The organism is Mesorhizobium sp. M7A.F.Ca.US.007.01.2.1 (assembly GCF_003998165.1).
GTDB lineage: Bacteria > Pseudomonadota > Alphaproteobacteria > Rhizobiales > Rhizobiaceae > Mesorhizobium > Mesorhizobium ciceri.
Genome location: NZ_RZQP01000162.1, coordinates 1 through 14325, shown reverse-complemented (window position 1 = coordinate 14325; position 14325 = coordinate 1). Strand labels below are relative to the sequence as shown.

Annotated in this window: 17 protein-coding genes; 4 read left to right on the top strand and 13 right to left on the bottom strand. The window is 63.0% G+C overall.

Going from position 1 to position 14325, the window contains the following annotated elements:
- From EN949_RS24365 to EN949_RS24305, 13 genes are all read right to left on the bottom strand, one after another.
- Positions 1-1512 (bottom strand): 2Fe-2S iron-sulfur cluster-binding protein (locus EN949_RS24365; RefSeq protein ID WP_127371799.1); only part of this gene is annotated, 1512 nt, incomplete at its 3' end.
- A complete protein-coding gene (locus EN949_RS24360) occupies positions 1512-1787 on the bottom strand; it encodes a sarcosine oxidase subunit delta family protein (RefSeq protein ID WP_024502588.1) in 276 nt (91 codons plus the stop codon). The genes EN949_RS24360 and EN949_RS24365, both read right to left, overlap by 1 nt.
- A 16-nt stretch (positions 1788-1803) precedes the next feature.
- Positions 1804-3057 carry a sarcosine oxidase subunit beta family protein gene (locus EN949_RS24355; protein ID WP_013532907.1) on the bottom strand — a complete coding sequence of 418 codons (1254 nt, stop codon included), beginning with the start codon at positions 3055-3057 and terminating at the stop codon, positions 1804-1806.
- 36 nt (positions 3058-3093) lie between these two features.
- On the bottom strand, positions 3094-4401 hold the full coding sequence (gene glnT, locus EN949_RS24350; protein ID WP_024502590.1) for a type III glutamate--ammonia ligase: 1308 nt from the start codon (positions 4399-4401) through the stop codon (positions 3094-3096).
- Between the two features lie 60 nt (positions 4402-4461).
- Positions 4462-5790, bottom strand: a complete 1329-nt coding sequence (locus EN949_RS24345; protein WP_010914750.1) for a glutamate synthase-related protein — start codon at positions 5788-5790, stop codon at positions 4462-4464.
- Positions 5791-5796: 6 nt separating this feature from the next.
- Positions 5797-6522, bottom strand: a complete 726-nt coding sequence (locus EN949_RS24340) for a GXGXG domain-containing protein (protein ID WP_013532905.1) — start codon at positions 6520-6522, stop codon at positions 5797-5799.
- Between the two features lie 4 nt (positions 6523-6526).
- Entirely contained in the window at positions 6527-7423 is an 897-nt protein-coding gene (locus EN949_RS24335; RefSeq protein ID WP_013532904.1) for a glutamine amidotransferase family protein, read from the bottom strand.
- Positions 7424-7527: 104 nt separating this feature from the next.
- The gene (locus tag EN949_RS24330; protein ID WP_013532903.1) at positions 7528-7851 is read right to left on the bottom strand and encodes a hypothetical protein; all 324 of its coding nucleotides are present in this window, start codon (positions 7849-7851) and stop codon (positions 7528-7530) included.
- Positions 7848-8537 (bottom strand): hypothetical protein, encoded by a 690-nt coding sequence (locus EN949_RS24325; protein WP_024502593.1) that lies wholly within the window; start codon positions 8535-8537, stop codon positions 7848-7850. Before EN949_RS24325 ends, EN949_RS24330 begins: the two co-directional genes overlap by 4 nt.
- Before the next feature lie 45 nt (positions 8538-8582).
- Positions 8583-9986 carry an amino acid permease gene (locus EN949_RS24320; protein ID WP_013532901.1) on the bottom strand — a complete coding sequence of 468 codons (1404 nt, stop codon included), beginning with the start codon at positions 9984-9986 and terminating at the stop codon, positions 8583-8585.
- A gap of 14 nt (positions 9987-10000) precedes the next feature.
- Positions 10001-10162: a hypothetical protein gene (locus EN949_RS24315; protein ID WP_013532900.1), complete on the bottom strand. Its 162-nt coding sequence runs from the start codon at positions 10160-10162 to the stop codon at positions 10001-10003.
- Between the two features lie 35 nt (positions 10163-10197).
- On the bottom strand, positions 10198-10575 hold the full coding sequence (locus tag EN949_RS24310; RefSeq protein ID WP_013532899.1) for a hypothetical protein: 378 nt from the start codon (positions 10573-10575) through the stop codon (positions 10198-10200).
- Between the two features lie 12 nt (positions 10576-10587).
- Positions 10588-10875 (bottom strand): hypothetical protein, encoded by a 288-nt coding sequence (locus EN949_RS24305; RefSeq protein WP_013532898.1) that lies wholly within the window; start codon positions 10873-10875, stop codon positions 10588-10590.
- Between the two features lie 286 nt (positions 10876-11161).
- Between EN949_RS24305 and EN949_RS24300 the strand changes: the two genes are divergently transcribed.
- The 4 genes from EN949_RS24300 to EN949_RS24285 all read left to right on the top strand — a co-directional run.
- Positions 11162-12295 (top strand): aminomethyltransferase family protein, encoded by a 1134-nt coding sequence (locus tag EN949_RS24300; RefSeq protein WP_013532897.1) that lies wholly within the window; start codon positions 11162-11164, stop codon positions 12293-12295.
- 142 nt (positions 12296-12437) lie between these two features.
- Positions 12438-13034 (top strand): dimethylamine monooxygenase subunit DmmA family protein, encoded by a 597-nt coding sequence (locus EN949_RS24295; protein ID WP_013532896.1) that lies wholly within the window; start codon positions 12438-12440, stop codon positions 13032-13034.
- The gene (locus EN949_RS24290) at positions 13031-13996 is read left to right on the top strand and encodes a PDR/VanB family oxidoreductase (protein WP_013532895.1); all 966 of its coding nucleotides are present in this window, start codon (positions 13031-13033) and stop codon (positions 13994-13996) included. Before EN949_RS24295 ends, EN949_RS24290 begins: the two co-directional genes overlap by 4 nt.
- Before the next feature lie 9 nt (positions 13997-14005).
- Positions 14006-14325 (top strand): DUF3445 domain-containing protein (locus EN949_RS24285; protein WP_164782540.1); only part of this gene is annotated, 320 nt, incomplete at its 3' end.

Here is a 14325-nt window from a genome sequence, read left to right as displayed (position 1 = left end):
GACATGCCAGGGCGGCGTCAGCAAAAACCCCTCTTCATCGGCGGCGGGCGCGGCGCCCGCCGTACCATTGTGCCCCGTGTCACGCGCCGCTGCCGCGCCAGCGGCAAATCCCTGGCTCAGGCAGGCGCCGAGGCCGAAATCGCCATTGGCGGCACCTGCGGCGACCATGCCTGGAGGCGCGCCGTCGGGCACGAAGGCGGAGATGTCGCTGCGCCATTTCGGCCGGCCGCGATGATAGGAGGTCAGCCCGACCGCCGGGTTCCAGCCGCCGGAAACGGCGAGCCCGTCCGCTTCGACCTCGGCGCGCGCGCCGCCGGTCAGCGACACCGCGATTTTCCTGACGCCATCCTTGCCGCCGTCGATGCCACTGACGGAACCGTGCAGCACCGGGAAGCCGCCCTTCGAGGCCAGCGAACGATGCGCCGGCGATATTTCGGGCCGTGCATCGATGACCGCCGCTATCTGCAGGCCGGCACCGAGCGCCGTCTCGACGGTGCGCCAGCCGTCCTCATTGTTGGTGAAAAGTGCGATCCGCTTTGCCGGTGTAGCGGCGTAGCGCGCGACATAGGTGCGCATGGCGGAGGCCATCATCACGCCGGGCGTGTCGTTGCCGGCAAAGACGATCGGCCGTTCGATGGCGCCGGCTGCCACGACGCAGCGCTTCGCCACGATCCGCCACAGGCGCTGGCGCACCTGGTGCTCGGGCGGCGAGGGCAAATGGTCGTTGACCCGCTCAATGGCGCCATAGGTGCCGCCATCGTAGACGCCGAACAGCGTCGTGCGGGTCATGACGCGGACGTCGGGCATACCAGCCAGTTCAGCCAGCGTCCGCGAAATCCACTCGGCCGCAGGTTCGCCGTCGATCATTCCGCCATCCGACAGCAGACGGCCGCCGAGGACAAAATCCTCCTCGCACAGGATGACGCGGGCGCCTGCGCGGCCGGCTGCCAACGCCGCGGCCAGACCAGCCGGGCCGGAGCCGGCGATCAGCACGTCGCAATGCGCCCATGCCTTGTCGTAGTGGTCGGGATCGGCAAGGCCGGCGGCACGGCCAAGGCCTGCGGCGCGGCGGATCGCCGGCTCATAGATCGCTTCCCAGAACTTCGCCGGCCACATGAATGTCTTGTAGTAGAAGCCGGCAACGAAGATCGGCGCGAACAGCTGGTTGACCGACATCACGTCGTGGCGCAGCGACGGCCAACGGTTCTGGCTGGCGGCCTCGAGCCCGTCATAGAGTTCGGCCGTCGTCGCCTTGGTGTTCGGCTCGCGCCGTGCCCCGGTGCGCAGCTCAACCAGCGCATTGGGTTCTTCCGAGCCCGCAGTCAGGATGCCGCGCGGGCGATGGTATTTGAATGAGCGGCCGACCAGCTTGACGCCGTTGGCGATCAGCGCCGAGGCGAGCGTGTCGCCCTGGAAGCCGGAGAAAGCCTTGCCGTCGAAACGGAAGTTCAGCGGTGCCGAGCGGTCGACAAGCCCGCCATTGCCGAGCCGGTGTGTCTGCGCGCCGGCCATCACGCACCAACCTTCGCAGCGCCGGCACCAGCCGCCGGTTCGATGGAGGAAATCTCGTGCGTCAGCGTGTTGCGGGTGACCTTCAGCCAAGCCCGGCAACCACCGCCATGGTACCAATATTCGCTGGTCGCGCCGGCGACATTGTCGCGCAGATAGACATAGTCGAAGACCTCGTCTTCCGAGGCGCCGGCCTCGGGCCGCACCGGCTTGGCGTCGCCGAGATAGGTGAACTCGCCGAGTTCGCGTTCACCGCAGAAAGGACAGGCAATGCGCATTTCTTCTAAACCGCCTTCAATGCAGGTTCGGTTGGGCGCCCTGGCCCTTTTCGTCGATCATGGCGCCAGTTCGGAACCGGTCTAGGCGGAACCGTGCCGCTTCTTCATGCGACTCGTCGCGAGCCAGGAGGTGCGCAAAGACAAAACCGGACCCTGGCGTCGCCTTGAAGCCGCCATAGCACCAGCCCGCGTTGAGATAGAGCCCGTCGACGGGCGTCTTGTCGATGATCGGTGAACCATCCATCGACATGTCCATGATGCCGCCCCACTGGCGCAGCAGGCGCACGCGGCCGATCATCGGCATCAGCGCCATGCCGCCCTCGCAGACGTCTTCCATCACAGGCATGTTGCCGCGCTGGGCGTAGGAATTGTAGCCGTCTATATCGCCGCCGAAGACGAGGCCGCCCTTGTCGGACTGGCTGACGTAGAAATGGCCGGCGCCGAAGGTCATGACGCCCGGGATGAGCGGCTTGATCGCCTCGGAGACGAAGGCCTGCAGCACGTGGCTCTCGATCGGCAGGCGCAGACCGGCCATTGCTGCGACGCGCGACGAGGAGCCGGCGACCGCCATGCCAACCTTTCCGGCGCCGATCTTGCCGCGCGACGTCTCGACGCCGGTCACCTTGCCATTGGCGTCCCTGACAAAACCGGTGACTTCGCAATTCTGGATGATGTCGACGCCGAGTTCGCTCGCCGCATGCGCATAGCCCCAGACCACCGCATCGTGCCGCGCCGTGCCGCCGCGCCGCTGCAACAGCCCGCCTTGCACGGGAAAGCGCGCATTGTCGAAGTTCAGGAACGGGATCATCTTCCTGACGGCAGCGAGGTCGAGCAGTTCGGCGTCGATGCCGTTGATGCGCATAGTGTTGCCGCGCCGCGCATAGGCGTCGCGCTGCGCATCGGAATGGTAGAGGTTGATGACGCCGCGCTGGCTGACCATCGCATTGTAGTTGAGGTCCTGCTCCATCCGCTCCCACAGCTTCATCGACAATTCGTAGAAGCCGGTGTTGCCGGGCAGACCGTAATTGGAGCGGATGATGGTGGTGTTGCGGCCGGCATTGCCGGAGCCGATCCAGCCTTTTTCGAGCACGGCGACATTCTTGATGCCGTACTCGCTGGCGAGGAACCAGGCGGTGGCCAGCCCGTGCCCGCCGCCGCCGATGATCACCACGTCGTAGCGATCCTTCGGCGTGGCGTCGCGCCAGGTGCGCTGCCAGTTCTTGTGGCCGGACAGGGCGGCACGAGCGAGCGAGAAGATCGAATATTTCATCAGTTCATTCCGAGGTCGCTCGCGTCGCGCTGGTGGTCAAATATCCAGCGTGTGGTCGCGCTCCCATTGCGTGAAGTGCGAAGCATAGGAATTCCATTCCTGGTGCTTCAGCTTTAGGTAGGCCGACGAGAATTCCTCACCCAGCGCCGCCTTGAGCGATTTGTCCTTGTCGAACTCGCGCAAGGCGTCGAGCAGGTTGAGCGGCAGTTTTGGCGCGCCCTTTACCGTATGGCCATGCTGGTACATGTCGATGTCGTAGCGCTTGCCAGGATCGGCCTTCGAGCGAATGCCGTCGAGGCCGGCGGCGATGATGACCGCTTGCAGGAGATAGGGATTGGCGGCGCCATCCGGCAGCCGCAGCTCGAAGCGGCCGGGGCCGGGCACCCGCACCATGTGGGTGCGGTTGTTGCCGGTCCAGGTCACCGTGTTCGGTGCCCAGGTCGCGCCCGAAATGGTGCGCGGCGCGTTGATGCGCTTGTAGGAATTCACCGTCGGGTTGGTGATCGCGGCCAGTGCGGAGGCATGTTTCATGATGCCGCCGAGGAAATTCCTGCCCTTGGCCGACAGGCCGAGCTCCATCGAATTGTCGGCGAAGACGTTGGTCTTGCCGGCCTTGTCCCAGACCGAGATATGCGCATGGCAGCCATTGCCGGTCAGGCCCTGGAAGGGCTTCGGCATGAAGGTCGCGCGCAGGCCATGCTTTTCCGCGATCGACTTGACCATGAATTTGAAGAACGAGTGCTTGTCGGCGGTGGCCAGCGCGTCGTCGAAGGCCCAGTTCATCTCGAACTGGCCGTTGGCGTCCTCATGGTCGTTCTGATAGGCGCCCCAGCCGAGCGCCAGCATGTGGTCGCAGATCTCGGCGATGACGTCGTAGCGGCGCATCACCGCTTGCTGGTCGTAGCAGGGTTTTGAGGCCGTGTCGTATTCGTCGGAGATCGTCTTGCCGTCAGGCGAGATCAGGAAGAACTCGGCCTCGACGCCGGTCTTGACATGCATGCCGTCGCTGGCGGCTTCCGCGATCAGCCGCTTCAGTGTGTTGCGCGGCGCCTGGTCGACCTCCTTGTCGTCCATGATGCAGTTGGCCGCCACCCAGGCGACCTCAGGCTTCCACGGCAGCTGGATCACCGAATCCGGATCCGGCACCGCAAGCATGTCGGGATGCGCCGGCGTCAGGTCCAGCCATGTGGCGAAACCGGCAAAGCCGGCGCCGTCCTTCTGCATGTCTGATATCGCCTGCGCCGGCACCAGCTTGGCACGCTGGCCACTGAACAGGTCAGTGTAGGAAATCATGAAATATTTGACGTTTTTCGCCCTTGCGAATTCAGCAAGATCAGTTGCCACGGTAGTTCCCCATTTTATCGATTGTTGTTCCCGAGTATGCGGGAATCGGCCCTTCGTTGATCAGAAGCCGTTCTTCCCCGGTATCCAGTTGGTGCCGGCCAGCGGCACGCCGGCCATGGCGGCTGCCTCGATCGTCAGCGCGACCAGGTCCTCGGGTTCGAGATTGTGCAGGCTGTTCTTGCCGCACGCGCGGGCGATCGTTTGAGCCTCAAGGGTCATCACCTTGAGGTAGTTCGCCAGCCGGCGCCCGGCAGCCACCGGATCGACCCGCTTCATCAGTTCCGGATCCTGCGTGGTGATGCCGGCGGGGTCGCGCCCCTCGTGCCAATCGTCATAGGCGCCGGCCGTGGTGCCAAGCTCGTTGTACTCCGCCTCCCAGCGCGGATCGTTGTCGCCGAGCGCGACAAGGGCCGCCGTGCCGATCGAGACCGCGTCGACGCCGAGCGCCAGCGCCTTGGCGACATCGGCGCCGTTGCGAATGCCGCCGGAGACGATCAACTGCACCTTGCGGTGCATGCCGAGGTCCTGCAGCGCCTGCACGGCCGGCCTGATGCAGGCAAGCGTCGGCTGGCCGACATTTTCGATGAACACTTCCTGGGTGGCGGCGGTGCCGCCCTGCATGCCGTCGACGACAACGACATCGGCGCCGGCCTTCACGGCAAGCGCCGTGTCATAATAGGGGCGCGCGCCGCCGACCTTGACGTAGATCGGTTTTTCCCAGTCGGTGATTTCGCGCAATTCGAGGATCTTGATCTCGAGATCGTCGGGTCCGGTCCAGTCGGGATGGCGTGAGGCCGAGCGCTGGTCGATGCCTTTCGGCAGCGTGCGCATTTCGGCGACACGATCCGAAATCTTCTGGCCAAGCAGCATGCCGCCGCCACCCGGCTTGGCGCCCTGGCCGACGACGACCTCGATCGCATCGGCGCGGCGCAGATCGCGCAGGTTCATGCCGTAGCGCGACGGCAGATATTGATAGACCAGTTGCTTGGAATGGCCGCGCTCCTCCTCGGTCATGCCGCCGTCGCCCGTCGTGGTCGAGGTGCCCGACAGGGTAGCGCCGCGTCCGAGCGCTTCCTTGGCCGGACCCGACAGCGAGCCGAAGCTCATGCCGGCAATGGTGATCGGAATCTTCAACTCGATCGGCTTCTTGGCATGGCGAGAGCCGAGCACGACCGATGTGTCGCAGCGCTCGCGATAGCCTTCGAGCGGGTAACGCGAGATCGAGGCGCCGAGGAACAGTAGGTCGTCGAAATGCGGCAGCTTGCGCTTGGCGCCGGCGCCACGGATGTCATAGATGCCGGTCGCCGCGGCACGGCGGATCTCGGAAAGCGTGTAGTCGTCGAAGGTCGCGGATTTGCGCGGCGTCGTCGGCGGATTCCTGTAGGTCATGCTGCCTCAATACGCGTCGGCGTTGTCGATATTGAAATTATAGAGGGTACGCGCCGAGCCGTAGCGCTTGAACTCCGACGGCTTGACGCCGGTGACGCCGGCGCGGTCGAGCAGGCCCTGCAGCAATTCCAGATGCTCGGTCCGCATTTCCTTGGCGATGCAGTCGGCGCCGAGGCTGTCGACCTTGCCGCGCACGAAGAGCCGCGCCTCGTAGATGGAATCGCCGAGCGCATCGCCGGCATCGCCCAACACCACCAGATTGCCTGACTGCGCCATGAAGGCCGACATATGGCCGATATTTCCATGCACGACGATATCGATGCCCTTCATCGAAATGCCGCAGCGCGACGAGGCGTTGCCTTCGATGACCAGCAGGCCGCCCTTGCCGGTGGCGCCGGCATACTGGCTGGCGTCGCCTTTGATGGTGATCGAGCCCGACATCATGTTCTCGCCGACTCCAGGCCCTGCCGAGCCATGCACGGTAATGGTGCTGCCGGAATTCATGCCGCCGCAGTAATAGCCGACGCTGCCGCGCACATCGATGGCAACAGGCTGGTCGACGCCAACGGCCACCGAATGGCTGCCTTTCGGGTTCAGCACTTCCCATGCCGTTTCGTTCGAGCCGGGAGCCAGATTGTGCAGCGCCTGGTTGAGTTCGCGCAGCGACAACTGGTCGAGATCGAAGACCCGAGGGTCGTGTGCCGCGGTTTTTGAAAGCGTGGTTGCCGGCATGAACTCAATGCTCCCAGAAATAGACGGTTGCGGGCTCGGGTTCCCAGACCCTCGCATTGTCTATGCCGGGCAGTTTGGTCAGCGCGCGATATTCCGAGCCGAAGGCGACATATTGGTCGGTTTCGGCCATCACGGCTGGCTTGCAGGCAATCGGATCGCGCACCACGCCAAAGCCGTTCTTGGTGCCGACGACGAAGGTGAAGAAGCCGTCGAGGTCGGAGAGCGTGCCTTCCAGCGCCTCGCCGAGATTCTTGCCATGCGCCATCTGTGACGAGAGATAGGCGGCAGCGACTTCGGTGTCGTTCTCGGTTTCGAAGGACATGCCTTCGCGGATCAGTTCGCGGCGGACATTGTTGTGGTTCGACAGCGAGCCATTGTGCACCAGGCACTGGTCGGCGCCGGTCGAGAACGGATGCGCGCCCATCGTCGTCACCGCCGATTCCGTCGCCATGCGGGTATGGCCGATGCCATGTGTGCCGGTCATCTTGCGGACATCGAAGCGATCGACGACAGCCTCGGGCAGGCCGACTTCCTTGTAGATCTCGACCACGTCGCCGGCGCCCATGATGCGGATGTCGGGGCGCAGCGCCTGGATGGTTTCGCGCGCTTCATCGATCTTGGCAGGCGTGGTCCTGACGACTGCATGGGTGGATTTCACCGCGATCGTCACCGGCGTGCCGATGGCCTTGGCGAGCTCCGCCTCGAGGCCGCGGAAATCGCGGTCGGGCTTGGCCGACTGGATGGTGATCTTGGCCTCATTCTTGGACGGCGCGCCATAGATGGCGATGCCGGCGCTATCGGGACCGCGATCGCTGAGCGAGATCAGCATCTGCGACAGCATCGCGCCAAGCTGGGGTTCCAGCGACTTGTCCTTCAAAAACAGTCCGACAATTCCACACATGTCAGCCTCCCGACGTTTTGTAGCTAAGAGATCGTTTGCAACTCTGAAATGATGTATCGAATGAGGTCTGCAAATTCAATCGTATGAAAAAAATATTCCTCTAATTACCTATGCGTCTCAATGCCGCTCTGCCCACTATCGTTGCCTTGCCGGGCGTTGTGAACCCATTTGGCGGTGCGGATGCGGGCGAGCTTGTAGGCGTCCAGGATCGACAAAGCATAGATCAGGAAGCCGCCGGCGTGACGGCCGACGAAGCTGGCATCGGGCGGCGCGATCTTGGCCGTCACCCATGCCAGGATCACCATGAAGAAAAGGAATTGAAGGCCGCGCACCGGCACGCCCAGAATGACGTGCCCGCTTCCCGGCAGCACGATTGCGGCGCCGAGAACCAGATAGGGATTGGTGGGTGCAGTGGCGGAACTGGTCATGCGGCCTGCCGTTCGCTTTTGTTGATCGCGTCGCGAAGCGCCGACACCGACATCAGCAGCCTTTCGATCAGCGCGGGATCGAGTGCGGCGTCGCCGAATTCGGCCTGCCGGAAAACGCCATAGCGCGCCCGCTCGGCTTCGGCCAGAAGCCAGACGATGCGTATACCCTTGGGCGTGATCAGCAGTTCCTTGGCGCGCCCTTCGGAAAAGATCTCGATATGGCTGGCGATCAGGCCTTGCGGAAAGCGCGCCGCCCTGCGGTCGGTGCGCAGCACCGACTCGGCGGGAAATCCCGGAGCCTTGGGCAGCGTATGCTCGAGATGATCGAAATTGGAGAAGGTCGTCGGCGAGCCCGGCCGCATCATCATGTCGAAGGTGGCTGGTACCGCGACCTCTTCGGTGATCGAAACACTGAGCCAGCGCGCCGGCAGTTTGCGCGTCGCCAGCGTATCGACGATGGTGCGCACCTGGACACGTTTGCTGTTCCAGGATCCTTCCCAGGTGATGACGCCGGCGGTGCCATCCGAAACATTGGCAGCATCGGCGATGATTGTGCGGATGCGGTCCTGCTCGACGGCGAGCGCCATCGATGCCCTGCTGCGGCTGGCACGCGCTTGCCAGGCAAGGTGGAGAACGACAACCAGGACAATGGCCCCGGCCAGCAGTGCTGATGTCAGATCGGACATTTTCTCATGCCAGGCCCGCCCGGGATCCGGACGGGCCTACTCCCATCAATAACCCTGCGGCTTTGGCCACGGCATGGTGAACTGGTCGCCGCGCCGCACGAATTTGTAACGGTAGAAGTGGAACCACAGCGAGATCAGGAAGTAGAAGGCGACCATGGCGATCAGCTGCGAGCCGAAGCCGAGGAAGATGGCGAAGAAGGTCACCACGCACAGGCAGAACAGCACCATGGCCGGGATCGGATGGAAGGGGTGGGTGTAGCCTCGGCGGATCGAGCCCAGCGGCCACTTCTTGCGGAACATGATGATGTTGATGCTCATGAACGTGTATTGCAGCACCCCCGACAGGATCGAGAAGGTGATCGCCTGGTTGAGGTCGGCGATGAAGGCGAAGGCCAGCGCGATCGGCAGCAGGAACAGGATCGAGCGATAGGGCGTGCGATATTTCGGATGCACGGCCGAGAACCATGTCGGCAGATAGCGGTCACGGCCGAGCGAGAACCAGGCGCGCGCCGCATCGTTGATGCAGCCATTGGCCGACGCCAGTGCGGCGAGCAGCGTGGCGACGAACAACAGGTTCTCGAGCAGCGCGCTGCCGGTCAGCTTGCCGGCGTCCCACAGTGGATAGTAGGTGATGCCGAGATATTCCCAGGGCATCAGCGAGGCGCAGACATACCAGGTCATGGCCGCCGCGATCAAAAGCGTGATCATGCCGGCCATGGTGCCGTAAGGCAGCGAGCGGGCCGGGGAGCGCACTTCCTCGGCGGCCTGTGTGGTGCCTTCGATGCCGAGATAGTACCAGATGCCGAACTGGAAGGCGGCGATGACGCCGATCCAGCCATAGGGAAGCGCATTGCCAGGGGTGACCAGTTCGTTCAGCTTCAGCACCGCGCCTTGCGTCCACGGGCTGACCGAGAAGAACAGGATGACGATCGAGATATAGGCGATCGCGGTGATGACGAAGTTGACGTTGAGCGTCATCAGCACGCCGCGATAGTTCAGCCACGCCAGCACGACGATGGTCGCGGCGATGAAGGAATTGTGGGTGAGCCCTTCGACGCCGGCCTTGGCGACGATGGTGTCGCCGAGCAGGATGGCGTCGGACACTTCGAGCATCGTGTAGGCAAAGACCAGGAACAGCGCGACGTTGAACGCCATCAGCGGTCCGACGATGTGCTTTGCCTGCGCATACTGGCCGCCGGCGGCGGCCACGGTCGATGTCACCTCGGAATCGATCATCGCGACCGAGGTGTAGAGCAATCCGACGACCCAGCAGACGATCAGCGCGGCCAGCGCGCCACCCTTGTCCGCCGAGAAATTCCAGCCGGTGAATTCGCCGACCAGGACGATGCCGACGCCGAGCGCCCAGACATGGGCCGGTCCGAGCACGCGCAGGAGTGAAACTCTGTCCCCTTGGACAGCCGGGGCAGCCGGTTCAAGTGCGATCGTCATTGTTCAATCCTCACTCAGATCCGGTGTTTTTCGGAAGTGGCTTCCAGTTCGCCTTCGCGCGACGAGGTCAGCACCTCTTCGGAGAAGGTCGTGTCGACCTTGAACCAGTCGTAAAGCATCCACAAAGCGAGCACGATCGAGATGCCCCAGCATGCGTAAGAGAGTGCCACCCACATGATCGTGTCCCCGAATTAAATCGTCCTCAGAACTCTTACTTGTCGTCGAATTTTTCGTTGATGACGTCGCGATATTCGCGGTCGGATGCGCGAAACAGGAAGACGAAATAGCCTATCAGCACCGCAGCCATTATGATCAGCGTCGGCCAGTCGATGACATAATGGAAGCGGTTCTGGATGATGTCGTGCGCGGTCTCGGGCGTGTAGCCGAGCTTTTCCCAGATCGAGGCCATGGTCGGGTTCTGGCCGAGCGCTTCCCACGTCTTGGCGTCGAGGGCGTCGATGGATTTCGCCGCACCGGCGAGGCCCAGTTTCAGCGGCAGCCACAGCGCCACGAAAATGGCGACGACGACGACGGCGATGTCGAAAACCTGCCCGGCCTTGCTCTGCTCCGGCGGCGTGTAGCGGGACATTTCTTCTACCCCTCAGGACTTGCGGTTGCGGAATGCGTCGGCGTTCTTGATGTCGAGCCCGTAGATGAATTCCTTGTCTTCCTTGTAGTGCTTGACCATCGCCAGGATGGCGGCCGTGTTGAAGATCAGCACGGCGGCGGCGGCGATCGCGACCACGGCCTTGATGCCGCTGTGCGGGATGTAGGGCCATGTCATGAGCAGGACGAAGAGGATCGTCGCCCACAGGCAGACGATCAGGAGCGCAGATCCGCGCACGTCGGAGCGGTACAGCGCTTCGATGCGCTGTTGCATGTCTGACATCGGTTTTCCCCTTTTTCCAACGCCAGGCCCCGAATTGGCCGGCCGCTGCCCTCTTTCAAGAGAGTGAAATTTTTTTCATAAATTCAGTCCGAATCCCGCAATTGTCAAGCGCGATTTACGTGAGGTTAACTGTTTGCTTTGCGCGGTGGATTTTGCCTGACAATGAAATTAATTGCTTATGGGTATTGCGGCGTCCTGGCGTTTGCGATCAATATTCGGTCAAAGCTCCCGCCACTGCGCAGGGGGCAGGGAACAGCAGAGCTTTATCGAAACGGAGGACGAGCGGATGACGGCATCCTGGAGATTTTCGACCCTGGCGGATCGCCACCGAGCGCTCGGTTCGAAGCTCGAAGACTGGAGCGGCATGGGAACCGCCTGGACCTACGACAAGGATGCCGACGAGGAGTACATCGCCATCCGCACCAAGGCTGGCCTGATGGATGTCTCCGGCCTCAAGAAGGTGCACATCACCGGGCCGCATGCTTCACACCTGATCGACCTGGCGACGACGCGCGACGTCGAAAAGATCTACCCCGGCAAGTCGGCCTATGCCTGCATGCTGAACGAGGCGGGAAAATTCACCGACGATTGCATCCTCTACCGCACCGGCCCCAATGCCTGGATGGTCGTGCATGGTTCGGGCACCGGTCATGAGGAGTTGCAGCGGGCGGCTATGGGCCGCGACGTGTCGCTGCGCTTCGACGACAATCTGCACGATCTTTCGCTGCAGGGGCCAACCGCCGTCGACTATCTGGCCAAGCACGTGCCGGGCATTCGCGACCTCAACTATTTCCATCATATGCAGACGCAACTGTTCGGTTTGCCCGTCATGATCTCGCGCACCGGCTACACCGGCGAGCGCGGCTACGAGATCTTCTGCCGCGGCCAGGATGCCGGCACGATCTGGGACAGGATCCTCGACGAGGGCAAGAGCGCCGGCATCATTCCGTGCCGCTTCACCACCCTCGATATGCTGCGGGTGGAAAGCTACTTGCTGTTCTACCCCTACGACAATTCGCAGAAATATCCGTTCGAGAACGAAGGACCCGGCGACACGCTGTGGGAGCTCGGCCTCGACTTCACCGTCAGCCCCGGAAAGACCGGCTTTCGAGGCGCCGAGGAGCATTATCGCCTCAAGGGTAAGGAGCGCTTCAAGATCTACGGCGTTCTGCTCGACGGCAAGGAGCCGGCCGATGAGGGTGCGCCGGTCTATCGCGACGGCAAGAAGGTGGGCGTGGTAACCTGCGCCATGTATTCGCCCCTGGTCGAGAAATCGATGGGCATCGCCCGCCTCGACGTCGACTGCGCGGTCAAGGACACCGAGCTCGAAATCCGCAACAGGAGCGGCGCCATCAAGGCCACCGCCCAGCCATTGCCATTCGACGATCCCAAGAAGACCAAGCGCACGGCGAAAGGTTGAGGCATAGTCGACGGCGAGGGGTTCGAGCAATTCCAGGAAAAGTGTGAAACGGTTTTCCGTCCGGAATTGCGTCAAAGCAAAGAGATAGAGCGGTCCGCCGTTTCTATGAAACGGTGAAGCGCTCGAAGGCACGAAGACTTAAATGGCAGCCAAAAGCATCATCAGCCGGCCTGTTTACGGAACCTTGTCTCCGCAGCCCGGCAAGCATCATCTTTTTATCACGGATGCGGAAGGGGCACTGGCGATAGCGGAGATGGCCGGGAGTGCGCCGCCCGGGTTTTTCGACGACGCCGAAATCGTCTTCATTCCCGGGCCTGACGGCAAACACACCGCAGCCCTCCAAGCGCTGAGACCGGCGCAGTTTCATCTGTCGCCATCCTTCGCCAGCCTGCTGCCACGGCTTAGGCAGACACTGGCAAATGCGCATATGGGCCTGCGCCTCTATCTCGCCGGCACTGAGGGCCTGATCGGCCAGGCGATGCAGGTGGCGCTTGAAGCCGGCATCGACCACACTTCGATCCAGACCGAGCACCGCGGTTCGCTGGCGCGGCGCATGCAATGCGTCCACTGCAAGGGCATCACCGAGAATGTGACGACGCAGCCGGCGACCTGCGCGCATTGCGGCCTGCTGCTTCTGGTGCGCGATCATTATTCCAGGCGCATCGCGGCGTTCCAGGGCGTCTGCATCAACGCCGAGGATCGCAGCGAGATTCCTCCGATGGAGGAGGTTTTCCGATGAGCACCGGAACCACAAAACTCGATGTCGTGGTCAGCGACGTCGTCCCGGTCAACGACCTCGTCACCCGCTTCCATTTCCGCCGGCGCGACGGCGAGTTGCTGCCGACCTTTTCCGGCGGCGCCCATGTCGTGGTCGAGATGCGCGACGGCGAACGCACCAGGCTCAACCCCTATTCGCTGATGGGCTCGCCGCTCGACACGCGCGAATACACGATCTCGGTGCGCCGCGACGATGTCGGCCGCGGCGGCTCGCTGTTCATGCACCGGAACGTCAAGCCCGGCATGGAGATGGTGGTCAGCTATCCCGTCAATCTGTTCTCGCTCGACCTGCGCGCCAAAAAGCATCTGATGCTGGCCGGCGGCATCGGCATCACGCCGTTCATGGCGCAGACCGCTCAGCTTGCGGCGGAAGGCGGCAATTTCGAACTGCACTACACCTGCCGCACCGCATCGCTCGGCACCTACGCCGATGTGCTGCGCGAGCGCTACGACCGCCGGGTCAGGCTCTATCATGACGACCTTGACGAGCGCATCGAACTCGACCGGCTGCTGTCGACGCAGCCGCTCGGCACGCATCTCTATGTCTGCGGCCCGGCTGGCATGATCAACTGGGTGCGTGATCGCGCGGCAAGCCTCGGTTGGCCATCGGAAACCGTGCATTTCGAGCATTTCGCGGCCCCCCAGCCTGGCCTGCCTTTCGACGTGACGCTTGCCGTCAGCGGCAAGACGATCCGCGTCGATGAGCAGCAGAGCCTGCTGGAAGCGATCGAAGCGGCCGGCGTCGATCCGCCCTATCTCTGCCGCGGCGGCGTCTGCGGCCAGTGCGAAACCAACGTCATCTCTTGCGACGGCAAGTTCATCCACAACGACCACTGGCTGAGCGAGGAAGAGCACCGTTCGGGCAAGAAGATCATGCCGTGCGTGTCGCGCTTCGAGGGCCGGTCGCTGGTCCTGGAGCGCTAGGAGGAAATCATGGGCATCACCTTTCGCAAGGAAACGTTCCGCGACGACTTCACCTTCAGGAACAGCCCTGAGCACATCAGGCGCTTCCCGTTCCCTTTCCACGAAGACGCCTACATGTATGCGGTCAACATCGAGCCGCATGTCGTCGGGCCGAAAGGCAGCGTGCTGGAAAACCTGATCGACGTCGACGAGCACTATGTCGCCGAGATGCAGGACCGGGCGCTGGTGCTGGCCGAGGACCCGCTGCGCTGCCAGTCGCTGCCGCACATGACGCTGGCCGGCTGGGACTTGCTGGAACTGCTGATGGAGCAGCAGGCGCTGGGCTATCC

Coding starts and splice junctions, on each gene's coding strand:
- EN949_RS24360 (WP_024502588.1), bottom strand. CDS start 1,787: ATGCGCATTGCCTGTCCTTTCTGCGGTGAACGCGAACTCGGCGAGTTC.
- EN949_RS24355 (WP_013532907.1), bottom strand. CDS start 3,057: ATGAAATATTCGATCTTCTCGCTCGCTCGTGCCGCCCTGTCCGGCCAC.
- EN949_RS24345 (WP_010914750.1), bottom strand. CDS start 5,790: ATGACCTACAGGAATCCGCCGACGACGCCGCGCAAATCCGCGACCTTC.
- EN949_RS24340 (WP_013532905.1), bottom strand. CDS start 6,522: ATGCCGGCAACCACGCTTTCAAAAACCGCGGCACACGACCCTCGGGTC.
- EN949_RS24335 (WP_013532904.1), bottom strand. CDS start 7,423: ATGTGTGGAATTGTCGGACTGTTTTTGAAGGACAAGTCGCTGGAACCC.
- EN949_RS24330 (WP_013532903.1), bottom strand. CDS start 7,851: ATGACCAGTTCCGCCACTGCACCCACCAATCCCTATCTGGTTCTCGGC.
- EN949_RS24325 (WP_024502593.1), bottom strand. CDS start 8,537: ATGTCCGATCTGACATCAGCACTGCTGGCCGGGGCCATTGTCCTGGTT.
- EN949_RS24320 (WP_013532901.1), bottom strand. CDS start 9,986: ATGACGATCGCACTTGAACCGGCTGCCCCGGCTGTCCAAGGGGACAGA.
- EN949_RS24315 (WP_013532900.1), bottom strand. CDS start 10,162: ATGTGGGTGGCACTCTCTTACGCATGCTGGGGCATCTCGATCGTGCTC.
- EN949_RS24310 (WP_013532899.1), bottom strand. CDS start 10,575: ATGTCCCGCTACACGCCGCCGGAGCAGAGCAAGGCCGGGCAGGTTTTC.
- EN949_RS24305 (WP_013532898.1), bottom strand. CDS start 10,875: ATGTCAGACATGCAACAGCGCATCGAAGCGCTGTACCGCTCCGACGTG.
- EN949_RS24300 (WP_013532897.1), top strand. CDS start 11,162: ATGACGGCATCCTGGAGATTTTCGACCCTGGCGGATCGCCACCGAGCG.
- EN949_RS24295 (WP_013532896.1), top strand. CDS start 12,438: ATGGCAGCCAAAAGCATCATCAGCCGGCCTGTTTACGGAACCTTGTCT.
- EN949_RS24290 (WP_013532895.1), top strand. CDS start 13,031: ATGAGCACCGGAACCACAAAACTCGATGTCGTGGTCAGCGACGTCGTC.